Source organism: Alteriqipengyuania abyssalis (assembly GCF_019857185.1).
Taxonomy (GTDB): domain Bacteria; phylum Pseudomonadota; class Alphaproteobacteria; order Sphingomonadales; family Sphingomonadaceae; genus Alteriqipengyuania; species Alteriqipengyuania abyssalis.
In genome coordinates this window covers 503,142-515,846 of the sequence record NZ_JAHWXP010000002.1, presented here as the reverse complement: position 1 = coordinate 515,846, position 12,705 = coordinate 503,142, and the positions used below count along the sequence as shown (strand labels likewise).

Below are 12,705 nucleotides of genomic sequence, written 5' to 3'. Positions count from 1 at the left end.
ACGCCAGCACAAGCCTATGGATTCCCCTGCGACATACGATTTCGGGCGCTGTCGCATTCTTGCAACAGCGCACGACCTCATAAGGCCGCTGCGTACAGCGCCATCAGATCGGCGAAGGCCTTTTCCGCAGCGGGCTCGGCATAGGCCGGGCTGTCCGGCACGGTCCAGCCGTGATCGCCATCATAGACCTCGATCTTGGCCGGACGCCCCGCCTCTGCCGCAGCCTCGCGCAGAATGCGCTTGTGATCGGGCGCCTCCGCATCGTCGTTCTTAGCGATCGCCACGAGGTAATGCGCCTGCGTATCGTCGAAGGTACGATGCGGGCTCATCGGATCATCCTCGCGCACCAGCCCGCCGCCGTGGAAGCTGGCGACGCCCTTCACCCTTGCGGGCACCGCCGCCGCGGTCCAGAAAGTGAACGGCCCGCCCATGCAATAGCCCTGCGTGCCGATCCCGCGCGCGGTATCGACTTCCTTTTGCGCGTCGAGCCAGCCGACCGCTGCCCCCGCATCGCTCATGATCGCTTCCGCAGTCAGCTTGTCACGCCACGGCTTGACCTTCTGGAAGCCACCATTGCCCGCGAAGGTGGCGAAATCGGCGAACTGCTCGCCTGCGACGTCGCGGTAGTAGGGATTGACCACCAGCACTGCGTATCCACGCCCGGCCAGCCGCCGCGCCATGGCGCGCTTGGCCTCGCGCAGGCCGGCAATATCGGGCCAGAACAGCACGCCGGGGGCCGGGCCAGAGGCAGGCGCGACGAAGAAGCCGTCCATCGTGCCCGCAGGCGTCTCGAAGGATACCTGCCGCTCGGTCAGTGCCGGCAGGGCAATATCGCCGTCGGAGCCGCCCGCCATCGGTGCGCAGGCTCCGATCGCGGCCACCCCGCCGAGGATGCCGAACTGCCGCCGGTTAAGCCCCTCTTTCGCCCACTGGGCCAGCTTCGCCTCATCGCACATACGCGTGCCTCCCCTGATATGAGCCGCGGCTCGGGCCCGCAGCGCGCCCGGTTATCGTGCTTGCCTACTGCTTTTCGAAGGCGGCGCTGATCTTCAGTTCGACCTCGTCGCTCACCAGCGGAAGCGCGTAGTCGACCCCGAAATCGGACCGCAGGATCGTCGCGGTGCCTTCGAAGCCGATCGTTTCGACCTTGTTCATCGGGTTGGAGCCTGCGCCGGTAAAGCGGGCATCGATGGTCACCGGCTTGGTCACGCCGTTCATCGTCAGATCGCCGGTAATGCTGGCACTGGTGCCATCCGCGCCGACGTCCACACTGGTCGAAACGAAGCGCGCAGCTTCCGGCTCGGCGCCGAAGAAGTCGGGGTCGCCGCCATCCTTGCCGGGGCGCAGAAGGTGATCGCGTAAGCCATCGCTGACCACGGTAACGCTGGTGATCGGGATGGTGACGTCGACCTTGGCGGAGGACAGATCGGCAGGATCGATCTGCAGCGTGCCGTCAACGTCGCCGAACGCGCCGAAATAGCTGTTGAAGCCGAAATGGTTGACCGTCCACGCGACCAGCGTGTGCGCAGGATCGGTCACGTAGGTGCCGCCGCTGACCCGGCTCGCATCCATCTGGCCGGGCACCTGCGGCGCGCCTTCCTGAAGGGCAAGAGCAGGAACGGTGGCCAGGCCGACGAGAGCGGCCACGGTGAGAGACTGGATCATGCGCATGGAAGAACCCTCCGGAAGGTGTGATGGCGAATGCGGGGCGGCTCTCGCGCAGATGCGCGGGTTTCGCGCGCGCGTGCCTCCCGGCATAAAGCGCCAAACCGCCCGTGGTTCCCGTCGTAGAGGGCCGGTGCGTGAGTTTAGCGCCGGGTCAGCGCCTCTTCGCTCTCCGCCATCAGCGTGGCGATGATCTGCGCGACCGGCTCCTCTTCCTTGACCATGCCGACCGATTGCCCGGCCATCAGGCTGCCGTTCTCGACATCGCCGTCGATCACCGCGCGGCGCAGCGCACCCGCCCAGTAGTGTTCGACCTGCAGCTGCGCCTCGGCCATCGCGATCTCCTCGCGGTCGAGCAATCCGGCGATTTCGCGCTGCTTGGCGGTGAATTCCTCGGTGCCCTTGTTCTTGAGCGCGCGGACCGGGATCACCGGCAGACGCGCATCGACCTGCACGCTGGCAACCGCTTCGCGGGCGGAGGCACGGAAGAAGGCTTTCTTGAAGTTCTCATGCGCGATGCTCTCGGTCGCGCAGGCGAAGCGGGTGCCCAGCTGCACGCCGCAAGCGCCCATCTCCAGATAACCGGCAATCGCACTGCCGCGCCCGATACCGCCCGCCACGAAGATCAGATGGTCGGCCGACAGCTCGGGCAGCATTTCCTGCGCCAGCACGCTCGTGGAGACCGGCCCGATATGGCCGCCTGCTTCCATCCCCTCGATCACCAGCGCATCCGCGCCCGAACGCAGCAGCTTCTTGGCGAGCGCCAGCGTGGGCGCGAAGCAGATGACCTTGGCGGGGTTCTTGCCGCCCTTGATCGCCTCGACACTGCCCTTGGGCGGGATCCCACCCGCGAGCACCACGTGCGTGACGGCGTGCTTCTCACACACCGCGATCAGATCGAACAGCTGCGGGTGCATGGTGATCAGGTTGACGCCGAAGGGTTTGTCGGTCCGCTTCTTCGTCTCGGCGATCTCGGTATCGAGCAGCTCGGGCGTCATCGCACCGCAGGCAATCACGCCGAAGCCGCCCGCGTTGGAGATGGCGGAAACGAGGTTGCGTTCGGACACCCAGCTCATCGCGCCGCACAGGATCGCGTATTTGCTGCCGAGGAATTGGGTGCCGCGCGCCATCAGCGCGTCTGTCTTGGGAGTGTTGCTCATGCTGGCGCGGTTACGAGCCAACCGCGCGGTGGGCAAGAACTACAACCAGCCCGCGTCTTTCAGCTCAGCGACACGGGCGCGAGAGACGGGTGCCTCCAGCCCGCCGGTTAGCACCAGCTGCAGGTTGCGCCCCTCGCGCTTCACATCCTCGACCGCGTCGCGCGCGACCCACCAGCTGCGGTGGACCTGCGCCCCCTCGATCCCGCCCAGCTCGGCCACCGCGTCGCGCATCCTGAGCAGGATCAGTTCGGAGCCGAGCGCGGTATGCACACGGACGTAGTGATCCTCCATTTCCAGCGCGAGCAGGTCGCTGCCGAGATGGGCGGACAAACGGTCGAGAAAGCGGGCCTCTGGCGCAGGCGGATTTTCGACCTGCGGCTCTGACGGCCTTCTCAAATCCCCTGCCATCGGCGTCGCCTTGCGCCGCTCGATCTGGTGGAACAGCACGGTCACGCCGCTGCCGACCAGCAGCACGTAGGGGTAGGTCCGCGCGAAGGTCTCGAACGAAGGCAGCGAGAAGGGGCCCGGCAGCTGACCCGCCCAGAAAACCGCCAATGTCACCGGCACGCTCGCCAGCAGGCACGCCGCGATCCATAGCGGCCATTCCGGCAGATCGAGCCGGGGGCCGAGGCTGGTGACCAACGCGCCGATCGGTCGGAAGCAGGCATATCCTGTCACCGCGAGACCGACCCAGTAGACCAGCCGGACGGGCAGCGGCATCTGGAAGCTGCCGAAGGGGCCCATCACGGCCAGCACCACGCCGAGCACCACCATGATCGACAGGTCGATCAGCACCTTGCGCAGCACAGGGTGCTGGGCGGTGTCGTCGGTGCGGCGCTCGCTGGTGTCCATCGGCGCAAAGTGGCGGACCATTCGCGCTTCGTAAAGTGGCAAACACACGCGAATCCGGCGCTTTCACGAAGGGCTTGCGTCGTCCGCGAAGGCCGCGTTGCGCGCGAACGGGCCTGAGGCATCCAGGGGACAGACAGAGACCCAGGAGACCTTCTCATGACCACCCTCGCCGCCCCCGCCACCCGCTCGAAGCCCCGGTTCGACAACGGGCCGTTCCTCAAATCGATCATCACCATTGCCGGCGCGCTGATGACCGCTGCCATTGCAGTGGCGGTCTTCAAATTCGTGGCCGGCCTCGCACCCGACGACGGTCGCTATCGCAACACCGCGATTGCGATCCACATCGTCACCGTGCTGCCCTGCGTGCCGCTGGGCGCGTACCTCCTGCTCTCTACCAAGGGGACGAAGCTGCACAAGATGCTGGGCAAGATCTGGGTCGGCCTGATGGTCGTCACCGCCATCGCGATCACTTTCGTGCGCGGCGGGACGGACTTTAGCTGGATTCACATCTTCGTGCCGCTCACCCTGCTCGGCGCATGGCAGGTGGTCCGCACCGCCCAGAAGGGCGACATCGCGAGCCATCGCCAGAACATCACCCGGATGTACCTCGGCGCGCTGATGATCCCCGGCCTGTTCGCCTTCCTGCCGACCCGCCTGATGGGCATGTGGCTGTTCGGCTGAGCGCTCAGTCGTAAGTCAGCGTGACCCGGTCCGCCGCTTCCTTCGCGAGGCGGCGGGCTTCATCGGTGTCGCCAGCGGTAGCCAGCGCGACGCCCATGCGTCGGAAGGGCCGCGTCACCGGCTTGGCGAAGATGCGCAGGTCGGAGCCATTGGCCATCGCGTCGGCGAGGCCATCATAGGAGACCTTATCGCTCTCACGGTCGGCGAGGATCACCGCGCTGGCGGCAGGGCGCGCGCGGACCGTGTCGGGCACGGGCAGGCCAATCACGGCGCGGGCATGGAGGTCGAACTCGGTCAGGTTCTGGCTGACCAGCGTCACCATTCCGGTGTCGTGAGGGCGCGGCGAAAGCTCGGAGAAGATCACCTCATCGCCGCGTACGAAGAACTCGACCCCGAACAGGCCATGGCCGCCCAGATTATCGACCACCTTGCGCGCCATTTCCTGCGCGTCGGCCAGCGCGGCCTCGCTCATCCCGTGCGGCTGCCAGCTTTCCTGGTAGTCGCCGCGCTCCTGCCGATGGCCGATCGGCGGGCAGAAGGTGATGCCGCCGGAATGCCGCACGGTGAGCAGCGTGATCTCGTAATCGAAGTCGATGAACTGCTCGACGATCACCCGTGCCCGGTCGCCGCGCATATTGGCCACCGCGTAATCCCACGCGGCCTCCAGCCCTTCGGCGTCCTGCACCGTGCTCTGGCCCTTGCCGGAGGAGGACATGACCGGCTTGATGACGCAGGGAAAGCCCGTGTCGCTCGCCGCCGCGCGCACTTCCTCTAAGCTTGTCGCATACCCGTAGCGCGAGGTGCGCACGCCCAGCTCCTGCGCCGCCAGATCGCGGATCGCATCGCGGTTCATGGTCAGCTGCGCGGCACGCGCGGTCGGCACGACATGCACGCCCGCCGCCTCGACCTCGGCCAGCACTTCGGTACGGATCGCCTCGATCTCGGGCACGACATGGTCGGGCTTGTGCTTCTCGATCACGCTACGCAGCGCATCGCCATCGAGCATCGAGAACACCTCGCGCGCATCGGCCAGCTGCATCGCGGGCGCATTGTCGTAGCTGTCGCAGGCGATCACGTAGGCGCCCAGCCGCTTGGCCGAGATGACGAACTCGCGCCCCAGCTCGCCCGAGCCGAGCAGCAGGATTTTGGCGGTGTGGCTCATGCTGGCCGCGATAGGCCTGCTGGTTTGGCCCTACAAGACCTGGATCATGTCCCTCGTGGCACGAGGCGTGCCGGCACGCCTCCGACCGGACGGGTCGCGACCTTGAGCGAGACCGCCGGACGCTCTTCGACCTCGATACGGAAGCGTCCTGCGATCCGATGCGCGATGGTAAGGATTTCAAGCTCGGCGAACTGCGCGGCTATGCACATCCGCTCACCGGTCCCGAAGGGGAGGTAGGCGACCTGTCGCGGAGCTCCGGGCCCAAAGCGCGAAGGATCGAAACTGTCGGGGTTGTGCCAGTGCGCGCGATGGCGATGCATGGCATAGATCGACGCCACAATCGTTTGCCCCTTGCGTACGCGATGGCCGCCCAGCGCGTCATCCATCGCCGCAGTACGGACCAGGTGCGGACCGGGCGGGAAAAGCCGCAGCACCTCCCTGACGAATGGCCGCAGGGTATCCGGCCCGGATTCGGGGCATCGGCTCTGCCAGTCGGGCATCGTTGCGAGACAGTACAAGGCCCACGTCAGACCCGCCGCCGTCGAATCCATGGCCGCTGGCAGTAACCCGCGAATATTGTCCTCCACCGGCCCCACCGGCGCGAGCATGTCTATCAGGTCGTCGCTGCGCTCCTTATCCTTGCGTGCCGCTGCGATCGCATGAGAGATCGCAGCAATGCGCGTCGTCGAACGCGCATTGTGCAGGCCGCGCAGGCCATCTATCCAGCTTTCGGGCAGAGGTGCGAGATCGGCGGTGCCGAAGGCAGCAACCAGTGCCACGTATTCCGGCATGAGATGCGCGATCTCGTCCGCATCGGCTTCATCCCCGGCCGCGACCAGTTGACCGAAGACCACGCGGGCGACGATGCGACGCGCCAGCGATGCCAGCTCGACCGACCCGCCATCGGCATACTCCACCAGTACGTCGTCCGTCGCTCGTGTGAAGCCTTCGGCTTGTGCTGCGATGGCAGCAGGGCGGAAGAACGGGGCCGCCGCGCGCCGCTGCGCCTGCCACGATTTTCCTTCGGCAGCAGCGAGACCCGTACCCCAGGTCCGCCGGAACAGGCGGCGCATCATGCGGTTGCGCGCGAAATTGCCTGCCCTGTTGCCCAGCAATTCGCGCACCAATTCCGGATCGGCGACCACCAGCGGCGCGCCCGGACCGGGCAGCTGCACCGCCGGTTCTTCAAGAATCGTCGCCGGGATGACCGCAGCGAGATCCGCCACCCCGTGGCGCAGCATGTCGAGCAGCGAGGGAGGCGTTGGCCTGAACCGATAGCCGGGCACGCTCACCGCGGTCGGCACCCTGCACGCGTGCCCTAGGCCGCATCCTCCGCGTCGAGGCCGTAGGCCGTGTGCAGCACGCGCACGGCGAGCTCGGTCTCGTCCTCGTCGATCATCACGCTCACCTTGATCTCGGAGGTGGTGATCGCCTGGATGTTGATCCCGCGGTCCGCCAGCGCGCGGAACATGTCGCTCGCGACGCCAGCGTGGCTCTTCATGCCCACGCCCACGACGCTGATCTTCGCGATATGGCTGTCGGTGATGATCCGGTTGTAGCCGATCGATTCGCGCTTGTCCTCCAGCAGGGCCTGCGCGCGGGCGAGGTCGGTCTGGGGAATCGTGAAGGTCACGTCGGTCTCGCCCTTGTCGCGGCCCACGTTCTGGATGATCATGTCGACATTGATGCTGGCCTCGGCCAGCGGGCCGAAGATTTCCGCCACCGCGCCCGGCTTGTCGGGCACGCGGGTGAGGATGATCTTGGCTTCGTTCTTGTCGTGCGCGATGCCGGTGACGAGCTTGCGTTCCATTTTTCCCTCTTCGACCATCCGCTCCATTTCTTCCTCGGAGACGATCAGCGTGCCCGGCAGGTCGTCTGCCGGGGTCGCGCTGTCGTCCACGAAGCTGGAGAGCACCTGTAGCCTCACGCCTTCCTTCATCGCGAGGCTGACAGAGCGGGTCTGCAGCACCTTCGCGCCGACGGAGGCAAGTTCGAGCATTTCCTCGTAGGTAACCGCCTTGAGCTTGCGCGCCTTGGCGACGATCCGCGGGTCGGTGGTGTAGACCCCGTCGACATCGGTGTAGATGTCGCACCGGTCCGCTTTGACCGCCGCCGCGACTGCAACCGCACTGGTGTCCGACCCGCCGCGGCCGAGCGTGGTGACGCGGCCTTCCGCGCTCAGTCCCTGGAAGCCCGGGATCACCGCAATCGTGCCCTCGGCCATGCTGGCGAGCAGCGCATCGCTGTCGATCGCATCGACGCGCGCCTTGGCATGGGCCTCGATCGTGCGAATCGGAAGCTGCCAGCCGAGCCAGCTGCGCGCCTTCTGCCCCAGCGACTGGAGCGTCATCGCGAGCAGGCCGGAGGTGACCTGCTCCCCGCTCGCCACGACCACGTCGTATTCCGCAGGGTCGTAGAGCGCATGGGCCTCGCGGGCGAAGTTGACCAGCCGGTCGGTCTCGCCCGCCATTGCTGAGACGACCACCGCAACCTCGTTCGCTGGCCCGCCGTCTTTGGGAGCCGCCTGCTTGCGCACGATCTGCGCCACACGCCGAATGCGCTCGGTCCCCGCCATCGAGGTCCCGCCGAATTTCATCACGATCCGCGCCAAGGGCGAAGCCTTCCTCGCTGGTGCCACTTTCGGCGCGGTGTTAGGGAGCGGGGATGAGCGATGCAACAGCAACCATTCGCCCCGATGAAGCCGCCCATTTCGGCGCACTGGCAGCGGACTGGTGGGACCCGAAGGGCTCCTCCGCCATGCTCCACCGGCTGAACCCGGTGCGGCTGGGCTTCATTCGCGAGTCGATCGACCGCCACTGGGGCGGCGATATCGAGAGCGCATCGCCGCTTGCGGGCAAGGACGCGGTCGATGTCGGCTGCGGCGCGGGCCTGCTGTGCGAACCCTTGTCGCGCCTCGGCGCCGAGGTGACGGGCGTCGATGCCGCACCCGAGAATGCCGCCGCCGCCGCCGCCCATGCGGAGGCGGCCGGGCTCGATATCCGCTACATGGCGGGCGAGATCGGCACGCTGGACCTCGGCAGTTTCGACCTCGTCACCTGTATGGAGGTGATCGAGCATGTCGCGGACAAGCCCGCCTTCCTCGCCGCGCTCACCACCAGGCTTGCCGATGACGGCCTCCTCATCCTCTCCACACCCAACCGCACCGCCGCCAGCCGCCTGCTGCTGGTCGGCGCGGCGGAGGCGGTCGGCGCGGTGCCCCGGGGCACGCACCACTGGGACGACTTCGTGACGCCCGAGGAGCTGAGCGGCCTGCTCGCCGATGCAGGCCTGACCGTCACCCAGACGCAGGGCATTGCCTGGCGTCCGGGCAAGGGCCTGCACCTGAGTGACGACATGAGCCTCAACTACATTCTGGCCGCGCGGCGCGCCTAGTCCCCCCGCACCATCCCGGGATCGTCGGTGAAGTAGCCGTCGACTCCGGCAGCCTTGAGCAGTTTCACCAGCCCCCGGATATCGCCGATACCGTTCTCGCTCGTGTCCGATCGCAGCGACGCGGGCAGGAACACGTTTTCCTTGCGCACGGTCCACGGGTGGACCTTCAGCCCCGCCGCATGGGCATCGCGGACCAGATCGGTCGGCGTGCCGTCGTCGCGGAGCACATGGCCCATCCACGGGCCGATCCCGTCGGCATAGGTCGCCACTTCGCCGAGTCCGGTCGGGGTCATGAGTCCCGCCCAGGTCATGCCCGGCTCGTCATAGGGGCCACCTTCGGGGCGGATCAGCAGGATCAGCGGCGCGTCGATCATCTTGTCGAGCCGTTGCAGCGGCGCGATGTCGAACACTTGGACGAACACGTCCGAGTCCGCGCCATCCAGCCCTTCCTGCTTCAGCTGCCGGACCAGCAGGTCGACCGTGTCGATCCCGCTTTCCTGCAACAGCCAGGTCGGGTGCTTGAGTTCGGGATAGAGCCCGATCTTGCGGCCGGTTTCGGCTTCCTTCGCACGCTTGAGCGCGATGATGTCGGCAAAGGTCGGGATCGCGTACAGCCCGTCGAAGCGCGCATTGGCCGGGCGCAGAGCGGGCATCCGCTCCTTCGCGCGCAGCGTCTGCAACTCGGCGAGCGTGAAGTCCTCCGCGAACCAGCCGTTGACCATCTGGCCTTCGATGTTCTTGGTCCGGCGGCGGTCGGCGAACTCGGGATGGTCGGCGACGTTGGTCGTCTCTCCGATCTCGTTCTCGTGCCGGGCGACCAGCACCAGATCCTTGGTCACCACCAGATCGGGCTCGATATAGTCCGCGCCTTCGTCGATCGCGCGTTCGTAACTGGCGAGCGTGTGTTCGGGCCGTTCGCCGCTCGCGCCGCGATGCGCAATCACCAGCATGTCGCCATCGGCATTGACGGGGGTCAGGTCAGCCACGCCTTGCGCGCTCGCACAAGCGGGTGACAGGGCGATGGCCAGTGCCCCAAGCCATTTCAGCACAATTCATCCTTCCATTCCGGTTCCTTGAAGCCGACCAGCAGGCCGCCCTCATGTTCGAGTACGGGGCGTTTGATCAGGCTTGGATGTTGCACCATCAAGGCAATCGCCTTCTCTTGGCTGAGATTGGCCTTGTCGCCCTCGCCCAGCTTGCGAAATGTCGTGCCGCGCTTGTTGAGCAGCACCTCCCAGCCCGCGGCATCGGCCCAGCCGCCGATCTCGTCGGCGCTCGGCGCGTCCTTCTTGAAGTCGCGGAAGCTGTGCTCGATGCCCTGCGCCTCCAGCCACTTCCTCGCCTTCTTGACCGTATCGCAATTGGGAATGCCGTTGAGCGTGGTGGTCATGCGTCCTCTTCGTCTGGCTCATCATGTTGATAGTGGGTCACCTGCGGGTCGAGGCAGGTGAACATCGTGTACCCGGCATAGTGGTGTGTCCTGCCCGCGTCCTGAACGCCGGCATGGTCCGGATGGCAGCGCCACGCCTTGGCCGCCTCGCGCGTTGCCCATTCGGAGATCGTCACCGTCTCGCCATCATCGGCGGCGTAGGTCTTCACCGCGAGGAAGCCGGGCTGCTCGCGCGCGAGCGCCTCCATCGCATCGGCGTGTTCGGCATAGGCCGCCGCGTCGTAGCCGGCGCGTTTGCGGCTGCGGAAGACGACCAGGTACATCAGGCGATTCGCCCGCCAGCCGCCGCGCGCCTGACACACCTGACACACAGTCCAGAGACACAAAACGCCCCGCCGGGCAGGTGCCGTGGCGGAGCGTCTGGCAAGCGGTGGGCGTGGCTCGACATGCGCGGAGGTCTAGCGCGCCCGCCACGATTAGGACAGCGCCATGCGCCGCCACGCCCGATGATTTCGCCTAGCCGAAGCGGAAATCGATGATCCGGCCCGAGGCGCTGAACTGGCAGGTGAACTGGTCGCGCGACCGGTCGCGCACGGCGATGCGGCCCTGCACGGTATAGACGCCGCGATCGCGTTCCTCGGCATAGGTGATCTCGACCCGGCCCGTGCGGCTCGCCTCGCGCCCGCAGGCGTTCACCGCCGCGCGCTCGAACTCGCTGTTCTGGCGGTAGGAATAGCCGTAGCCGTCTCCATAGCCACTACCATAACCGTCATTATAGCCGCCGCCCGGCCCGTAGCCATCGTTGTAGCCATAGCCCGGACCATAGGCGCAGCCGCCCAGCAGCAGGGTGCCGGCGAGCAGAGCGGGTATCGTGAGTTTACGCATGCAAATTCTCCCCATTGAATCGCGAGGCCACCAATCCCGCACCTGGAATGGAGACTCTACGATCGGGGAAATCCTGTGTTCCCGCCGTGGCTTAGCCGCGCCGATCTAGGGCGCGTGGGCATCGGCGATGGCGACCGCCAGCGCATCCGCCGCGTCCGCCCCGGCGATGGTCACCCCGGGCAGCAGCACCTTGAGCATCGCCTGCACCTGCCGCTTCTCCGCCGCGCCCGTGCCGACCACCGATTTCTTGACGTAGCGCGCGGCGTGTTCGCGCACGTCGAGTCCGTGCGCGCCGCACGCGGCCAGCACGCTGCCGCGCGCCTGCGCCAGCTTGAGCGTGGATTTGGGATTCTTGTTGAGGAAGATTTCCTCGCACGCCCCGCGCGCGGGCTGATAGCGAGCGATCACCAGCGCCAGCTCGCGCTGCAGCTGCGCCAGCCGCTCGGTCATCGGAGCCTTTGTGTCGGTCGCGATCTGCCCGTTGGCGATGTGGGAGAGGCGCGATCCCTCGCTGCGGATCACGCCCCAGCCGGTGCAGGTGAGCGAGGGATCGAGGCCGAGGATGATGGTCATTGTCTCGTCCCCAAACCGTCATGCTGAACTCGTTTCAGCATCCAGTCCCGCCAACCGCGCCGATATGGAAGGTGGCAGGGCTGGACCCTGAAACAAGTTCAGGGTGACGCCCCCTCCACCAAAAGGTGCGGCCTAGTCCATCTTCTCCATCACCTCGTCGGAGATGTCGTAATTGCCCCACACGGTCTGCACGTCGTCGTCATCGTCGAGCGCGTCGATCAGCTTCAGGAGTGTGCCCGCGTTCTTCTCGTCCATGTCGACGGTCAGGTTGGGTTTCCACGCCAGCTTGACGGTCTCGGCCGAGCCGAGAGATTTTTCGAGCGCTTCGGCGACCGCGTGCAGATCGTCGGGCGCGGTCCAGATTTCGTGGCCGTCATCGGTGCTGGCGATATCTTCCGCGCCCGCTTCCAGCGCGGCTTCCAGCACCTTTTCCTCGTCCCCCGCATCGGCGGGATAGACGATCAGGCCGAGCCGTTCGAACCCGTGCGCGACCGAACCTTCGGTGCCAAGGTTGCCGCCGTTCTTGGAGAACGCGGTGCGGATATTGGTGGCGGTGCGGTTGCGGTTGTCGGTCAGCGCCTCGACGATGATCGCGCTGCCGCCGGGGCCGTAGCCTTCGTAGCGCACTTCCTCGTAATTATCGCCGTCATTGGCGGAAGCCTTGTCGATCGCGCGCTGGATATTGTCCTTGGGCATCGACTGCGCTTTGGCCGCGTTGACCGCGAGGCGCAGGCGCGGGTTCATGTCCGGATCGGGCATGCCCATCTTCGCCGCGACGGTAATTTCGCGCGAAAGCTTGGAAAACAGGTTGGACCGTTTCTTGTCCTGCGCACCCTTGCGGTGCATGATGTTCTTGAATTTGGAATGGCCTGCCATTTTTACCCCAAAAAGTGATACTTTTTGGGGACCCCGGAGTGGGGCCCCATCAGACAGACGGCACTAGC

At 66.3% G+C, this 12,705-nt stretch carries 15 protein-coding genes; 2 read left to right on the top strand and 13 right to left on the bottom strand.

The genetic code is table 11. From position 1 onward, the window contains the following. Nucleotides 1-77: 77 nt before the first annotated feature. The 4 genes from KYN89_RS07675 to KYN89_RS07660 form a co-directional block, all read right to left on the bottom strand. Complete coding sequence (locus KYN89_RS07675; RefSeq protein ID WP_222824525.1) at nucleotides 78-956, bottom strand: dienelactone hydrolase family protein; 879 nt, start codon at nucleotides 954-956, stop codon at nucleotides 78-80. 64 nt (nucleotides 957-1,020) lie between these two features. Then, complete coding sequence (locus KYN89_RS07670; RefSeq protein WP_222824524.1) at nucleotides 1,021-1,671, bottom strand: YceI family protein; 651 nt, start codon at nucleotides 1,669-1,671, stop codon at nucleotides 1,021-1,023. A 137-nt stretch (nucleotides 1,672-1,808) separates the two neighbouring features. Continuing rightward, nucleotides 1,809-2,825 carry an NAD(P)H-dependent flavin oxidoreductase gene (locus KYN89_RS07665; RefSeq protein ID WP_222824523.1) on the bottom strand — a complete coding sequence of 339 codons (1,017 nt, stop codon included), beginning with the start codon at nucleotides 2,823-2,825 and terminating at the stop codon, nucleotides 1,809-1,811. Between the two features lie 39 nt (nucleotides 2,826-2,864). Beyond that, nucleotides 2,865-3,677, bottom strand: a complete 813-nt coding sequence (locus KYN89_RS07660) for a LytTR family DNA-binding domain-containing protein (RefSeq protein WP_248285068.1) — start codon at nucleotides 3,675-3,677, stop codon at nucleotides 2,865-2,867. 156 nt (nucleotides 3,678-3,833) lie between these two features. Here KYN89_RS07660 and KYN89_RS07655 point away from each other — a divergent pair, with 156 nt between their 5' ends. Next, nucleotides 3,834-4,358, top strand: a complete 525-nt coding sequence (locus KYN89_RS07655; RefSeq protein WP_222824521.1) for a DUF2306 domain-containing protein — start codon at nucleotides 3,834-3,836, stop codon at nucleotides 4,356-4,358. 4 nt (nucleotides 4,359-4,362) lie between these two features. Here KYN89_RS07655 and purT read toward each other — a convergent pair whose 3' ends face one another. From purT to KYN89_RS07640, 3 genes are read right to left on the bottom strand one after another with little or no spacing between them, the layout of a single operon-like run. Further along, a complete protein-coding gene (gene purT / locus KYN89_RS07650) occupies nucleotides 4,363-5,520 on the bottom strand; it encodes a formate-dependent phosphoribosylglycinamide formyltransferase (RefSeq protein ID WP_222824520.1) in 1,158 nt (385 codons plus the stop codon). A 44-nt stretch (nucleotides 5,521-5,564) separates the two neighbouring features. Further along, a complete protein-coding gene (locus tag KYN89_RS07645; RefSeq protein ID WP_222824519.1) occupies nucleotides 5,565-6,824 on the bottom strand; it encodes a cytochrome P450 in 1,260 nt (419 codons plus the stop codon). Nucleotides 6,825-6,838: 14 nt separating this feature from the next. Next, entirely contained in the window at nucleotides 6,839-8,131 is a 1,293-nt protein-coding gene (locus tag KYN89_RS07640; protein WP_429699542.1) for an aspartate kinase, read from the bottom strand. Nucleotides 8,132-8,184: 53 nt separating this feature from the next. Here KYN89_RS07640 and ubiG point away from each other — a divergent pair, with 53 nt between their 5' ends. Beyond that, nucleotides 8,185-8,913: a bifunctional 2-polyprenyl-6-hydroxyphenol methylase/3-demethylubiquinol 3-O-methyltransferase UbiG gene (ubiG, locus tag KYN89_RS07635; RefSeq protein ID WP_222824517.1), complete on the top strand. Its 729-nt coding sequence runs from the start codon at nucleotides 8,185-8,187 to the stop codon at nucleotides 8,911-8,913. On the opposite strand, the gene KYN89_RS07630 is transcribed toward ubiG, so the two are convergent. The 6 genes from KYN89_RS07630 to KYN89_RS07605 all read right to left on the bottom strand — a co-directional run bounded on the left by KYN89_RS07630 (nucleotide 8,910) and on the right by KYN89_RS07605 (nucleotide 12,637). Then, nucleotides 8,910-9,899 carry a glycerophosphodiester phosphodiesterase gene (locus KYN89_RS07630; RefSeq protein ID WP_222824516.1) on the bottom strand — a complete coding sequence of 330 codons (990 nt, stop codon included), beginning with the start codon at nucleotides 9,897-9,899 and terminating at the stop codon, nucleotides 8,910-8,912. The genes ubiG and KYN89_RS07630 overlap by 4 nt on opposite strands. Nucleotides 9,900-9,955: 56 nt before the next feature. Beyond that, entirely contained in the window at nucleotides 9,956-10,303 is a 348-nt protein-coding gene (locus KYN89_RS07625) for an arsenate reductase (protein ID WP_222824515.1), read from the bottom strand. Further along, complete coding sequence (locus KYN89_RS07620; protein ID WP_222824514.1) at nucleotides 10,300-10,626, bottom strand: antibiotic biosynthesis monooxygenase family protein; 327 nt, start codon at nucleotides 10,624-10,626, stop codon at nucleotides 10,300-10,302. The genes KYN89_RS07625 and KYN89_RS07620 overlap by 4 nt, the downstream gene beginning before the upstream one ends. Before the next feature lie 193 nt (nucleotides 10,627-10,819). Next, nucleotides 10,820-11,188, bottom strand: coding sequence for a hypothetical protein (locus tag KYN89_RS07615; protein ID WP_222824513.1), 369 nt, complete (start codon nucleotides 11,186-11,188; stop codon nucleotides 10,820-10,822). A 105-nt stretch (nucleotides 11,189-11,293) separates the two neighbouring features. Further along, nucleotides 11,294-11,761, bottom strand: coding sequence for a crossover junction endodeoxyribonuclease RuvC (ruvC, locus tag KYN89_RS07610; RefSeq protein WP_222824512.1), 468 nt, complete (start codon nucleotides 11,759-11,761; stop codon nucleotides 11,294-11,296). Nucleotides 11,762-11,893: 132 nt separating this feature from the next. Then, the gene (locus KYN89_RS07605; protein ID WP_222824511.1) at nucleotides 11,894-12,637 is read right to left on the bottom strand and encodes a YebC/PmpR family DNA-binding transcriptional regulator; all 744 of its coding nucleotides are present in this window, start codon (nucleotides 12,635-12,637) and stop codon (nucleotides 11,894-11,896) included. Nucleotides 12,638-12,705: the final 68 nt, after the last annotated feature.

Coding starts and splice junctions, on each gene's coding strand:
- KYN89_RS07675 (WP_222824525.1), bottom strand. CDS start 956: ATGTGCGATGAGGCGAAGCTGGCCCAGTGGGCGAAAGAGGGGCTTAAC.
- KYN89_RS07670 (WP_222824524.1), bottom strand. CDS start 1,671: ATGCGCATGATCCAGTCTCTCACCGTGGCCGCTCTCGTCGGCCTGGCC.
- KYN89_RS07665 (WP_222824523.1), bottom strand. CDS start 2,825: ATGAGCAACACTCCCAAGACAGACGCGCTGATGGCGCGCGGCACCCAA.
- KYN89_RS07660 (WP_248285068.1), bottom strand. CDS start 3,677: ATGGACACCAGCGAGCGCCGCACCGACGACACCGCCCAGCACCCTGTG.
- KYN89_RS07655 (WP_222824521.1), top strand. CDS start 3,834: ATGACCACCCTCGCCGCCCCCGCCACCCGCTCGAAGCCCCGGTTCGAC.
- purT (WP_222824520.1), bottom strand. CDS start 5,520: ATGAGCCACACCGCCAAAATCCTGCTGCTCGGCTCGGGCGAGCTGGGG.
- ubiG (WP_222824517.1), top strand. CDS start 8,185: ATGAGCGATGCAACAGCAACCATTCGCCCCGATGAAGCCGCCCATTTC.
- KYN89_RS07625 (WP_222824515.1), bottom strand. CDS start 10,303: ATGACCACCACGCTCAACGGCATTCCCAATTGCGATACGGTCAAGAAG.
- KYN89_RS07620 (WP_222824514.1), bottom strand. CDS start 10,626: ATGTACCTGGTCGTCTTCCGCAGCCGCAAACGCGCCGGCTACGACGCG.
- KYN89_RS07615 (WP_222824513.1), bottom strand. CDS start 11,188: ATGCGTAAACTCACGATACCCGCTCTGCTCGCCGGCACCCTGCTGCTG.
- ruvC (WP_222824512.1), bottom strand. CDS start 11,761: ATGACCATCATCCTCGGCCTCGATCCCTCGCTCACCTGCACCGGCTGG.
- KYN89_RS07605 (WP_222824511.1), bottom strand. CDS start 12,637: ATGGCAGGCCATTCCAAATTCAAGAACATCATGCACCGCAAGGGTGCG.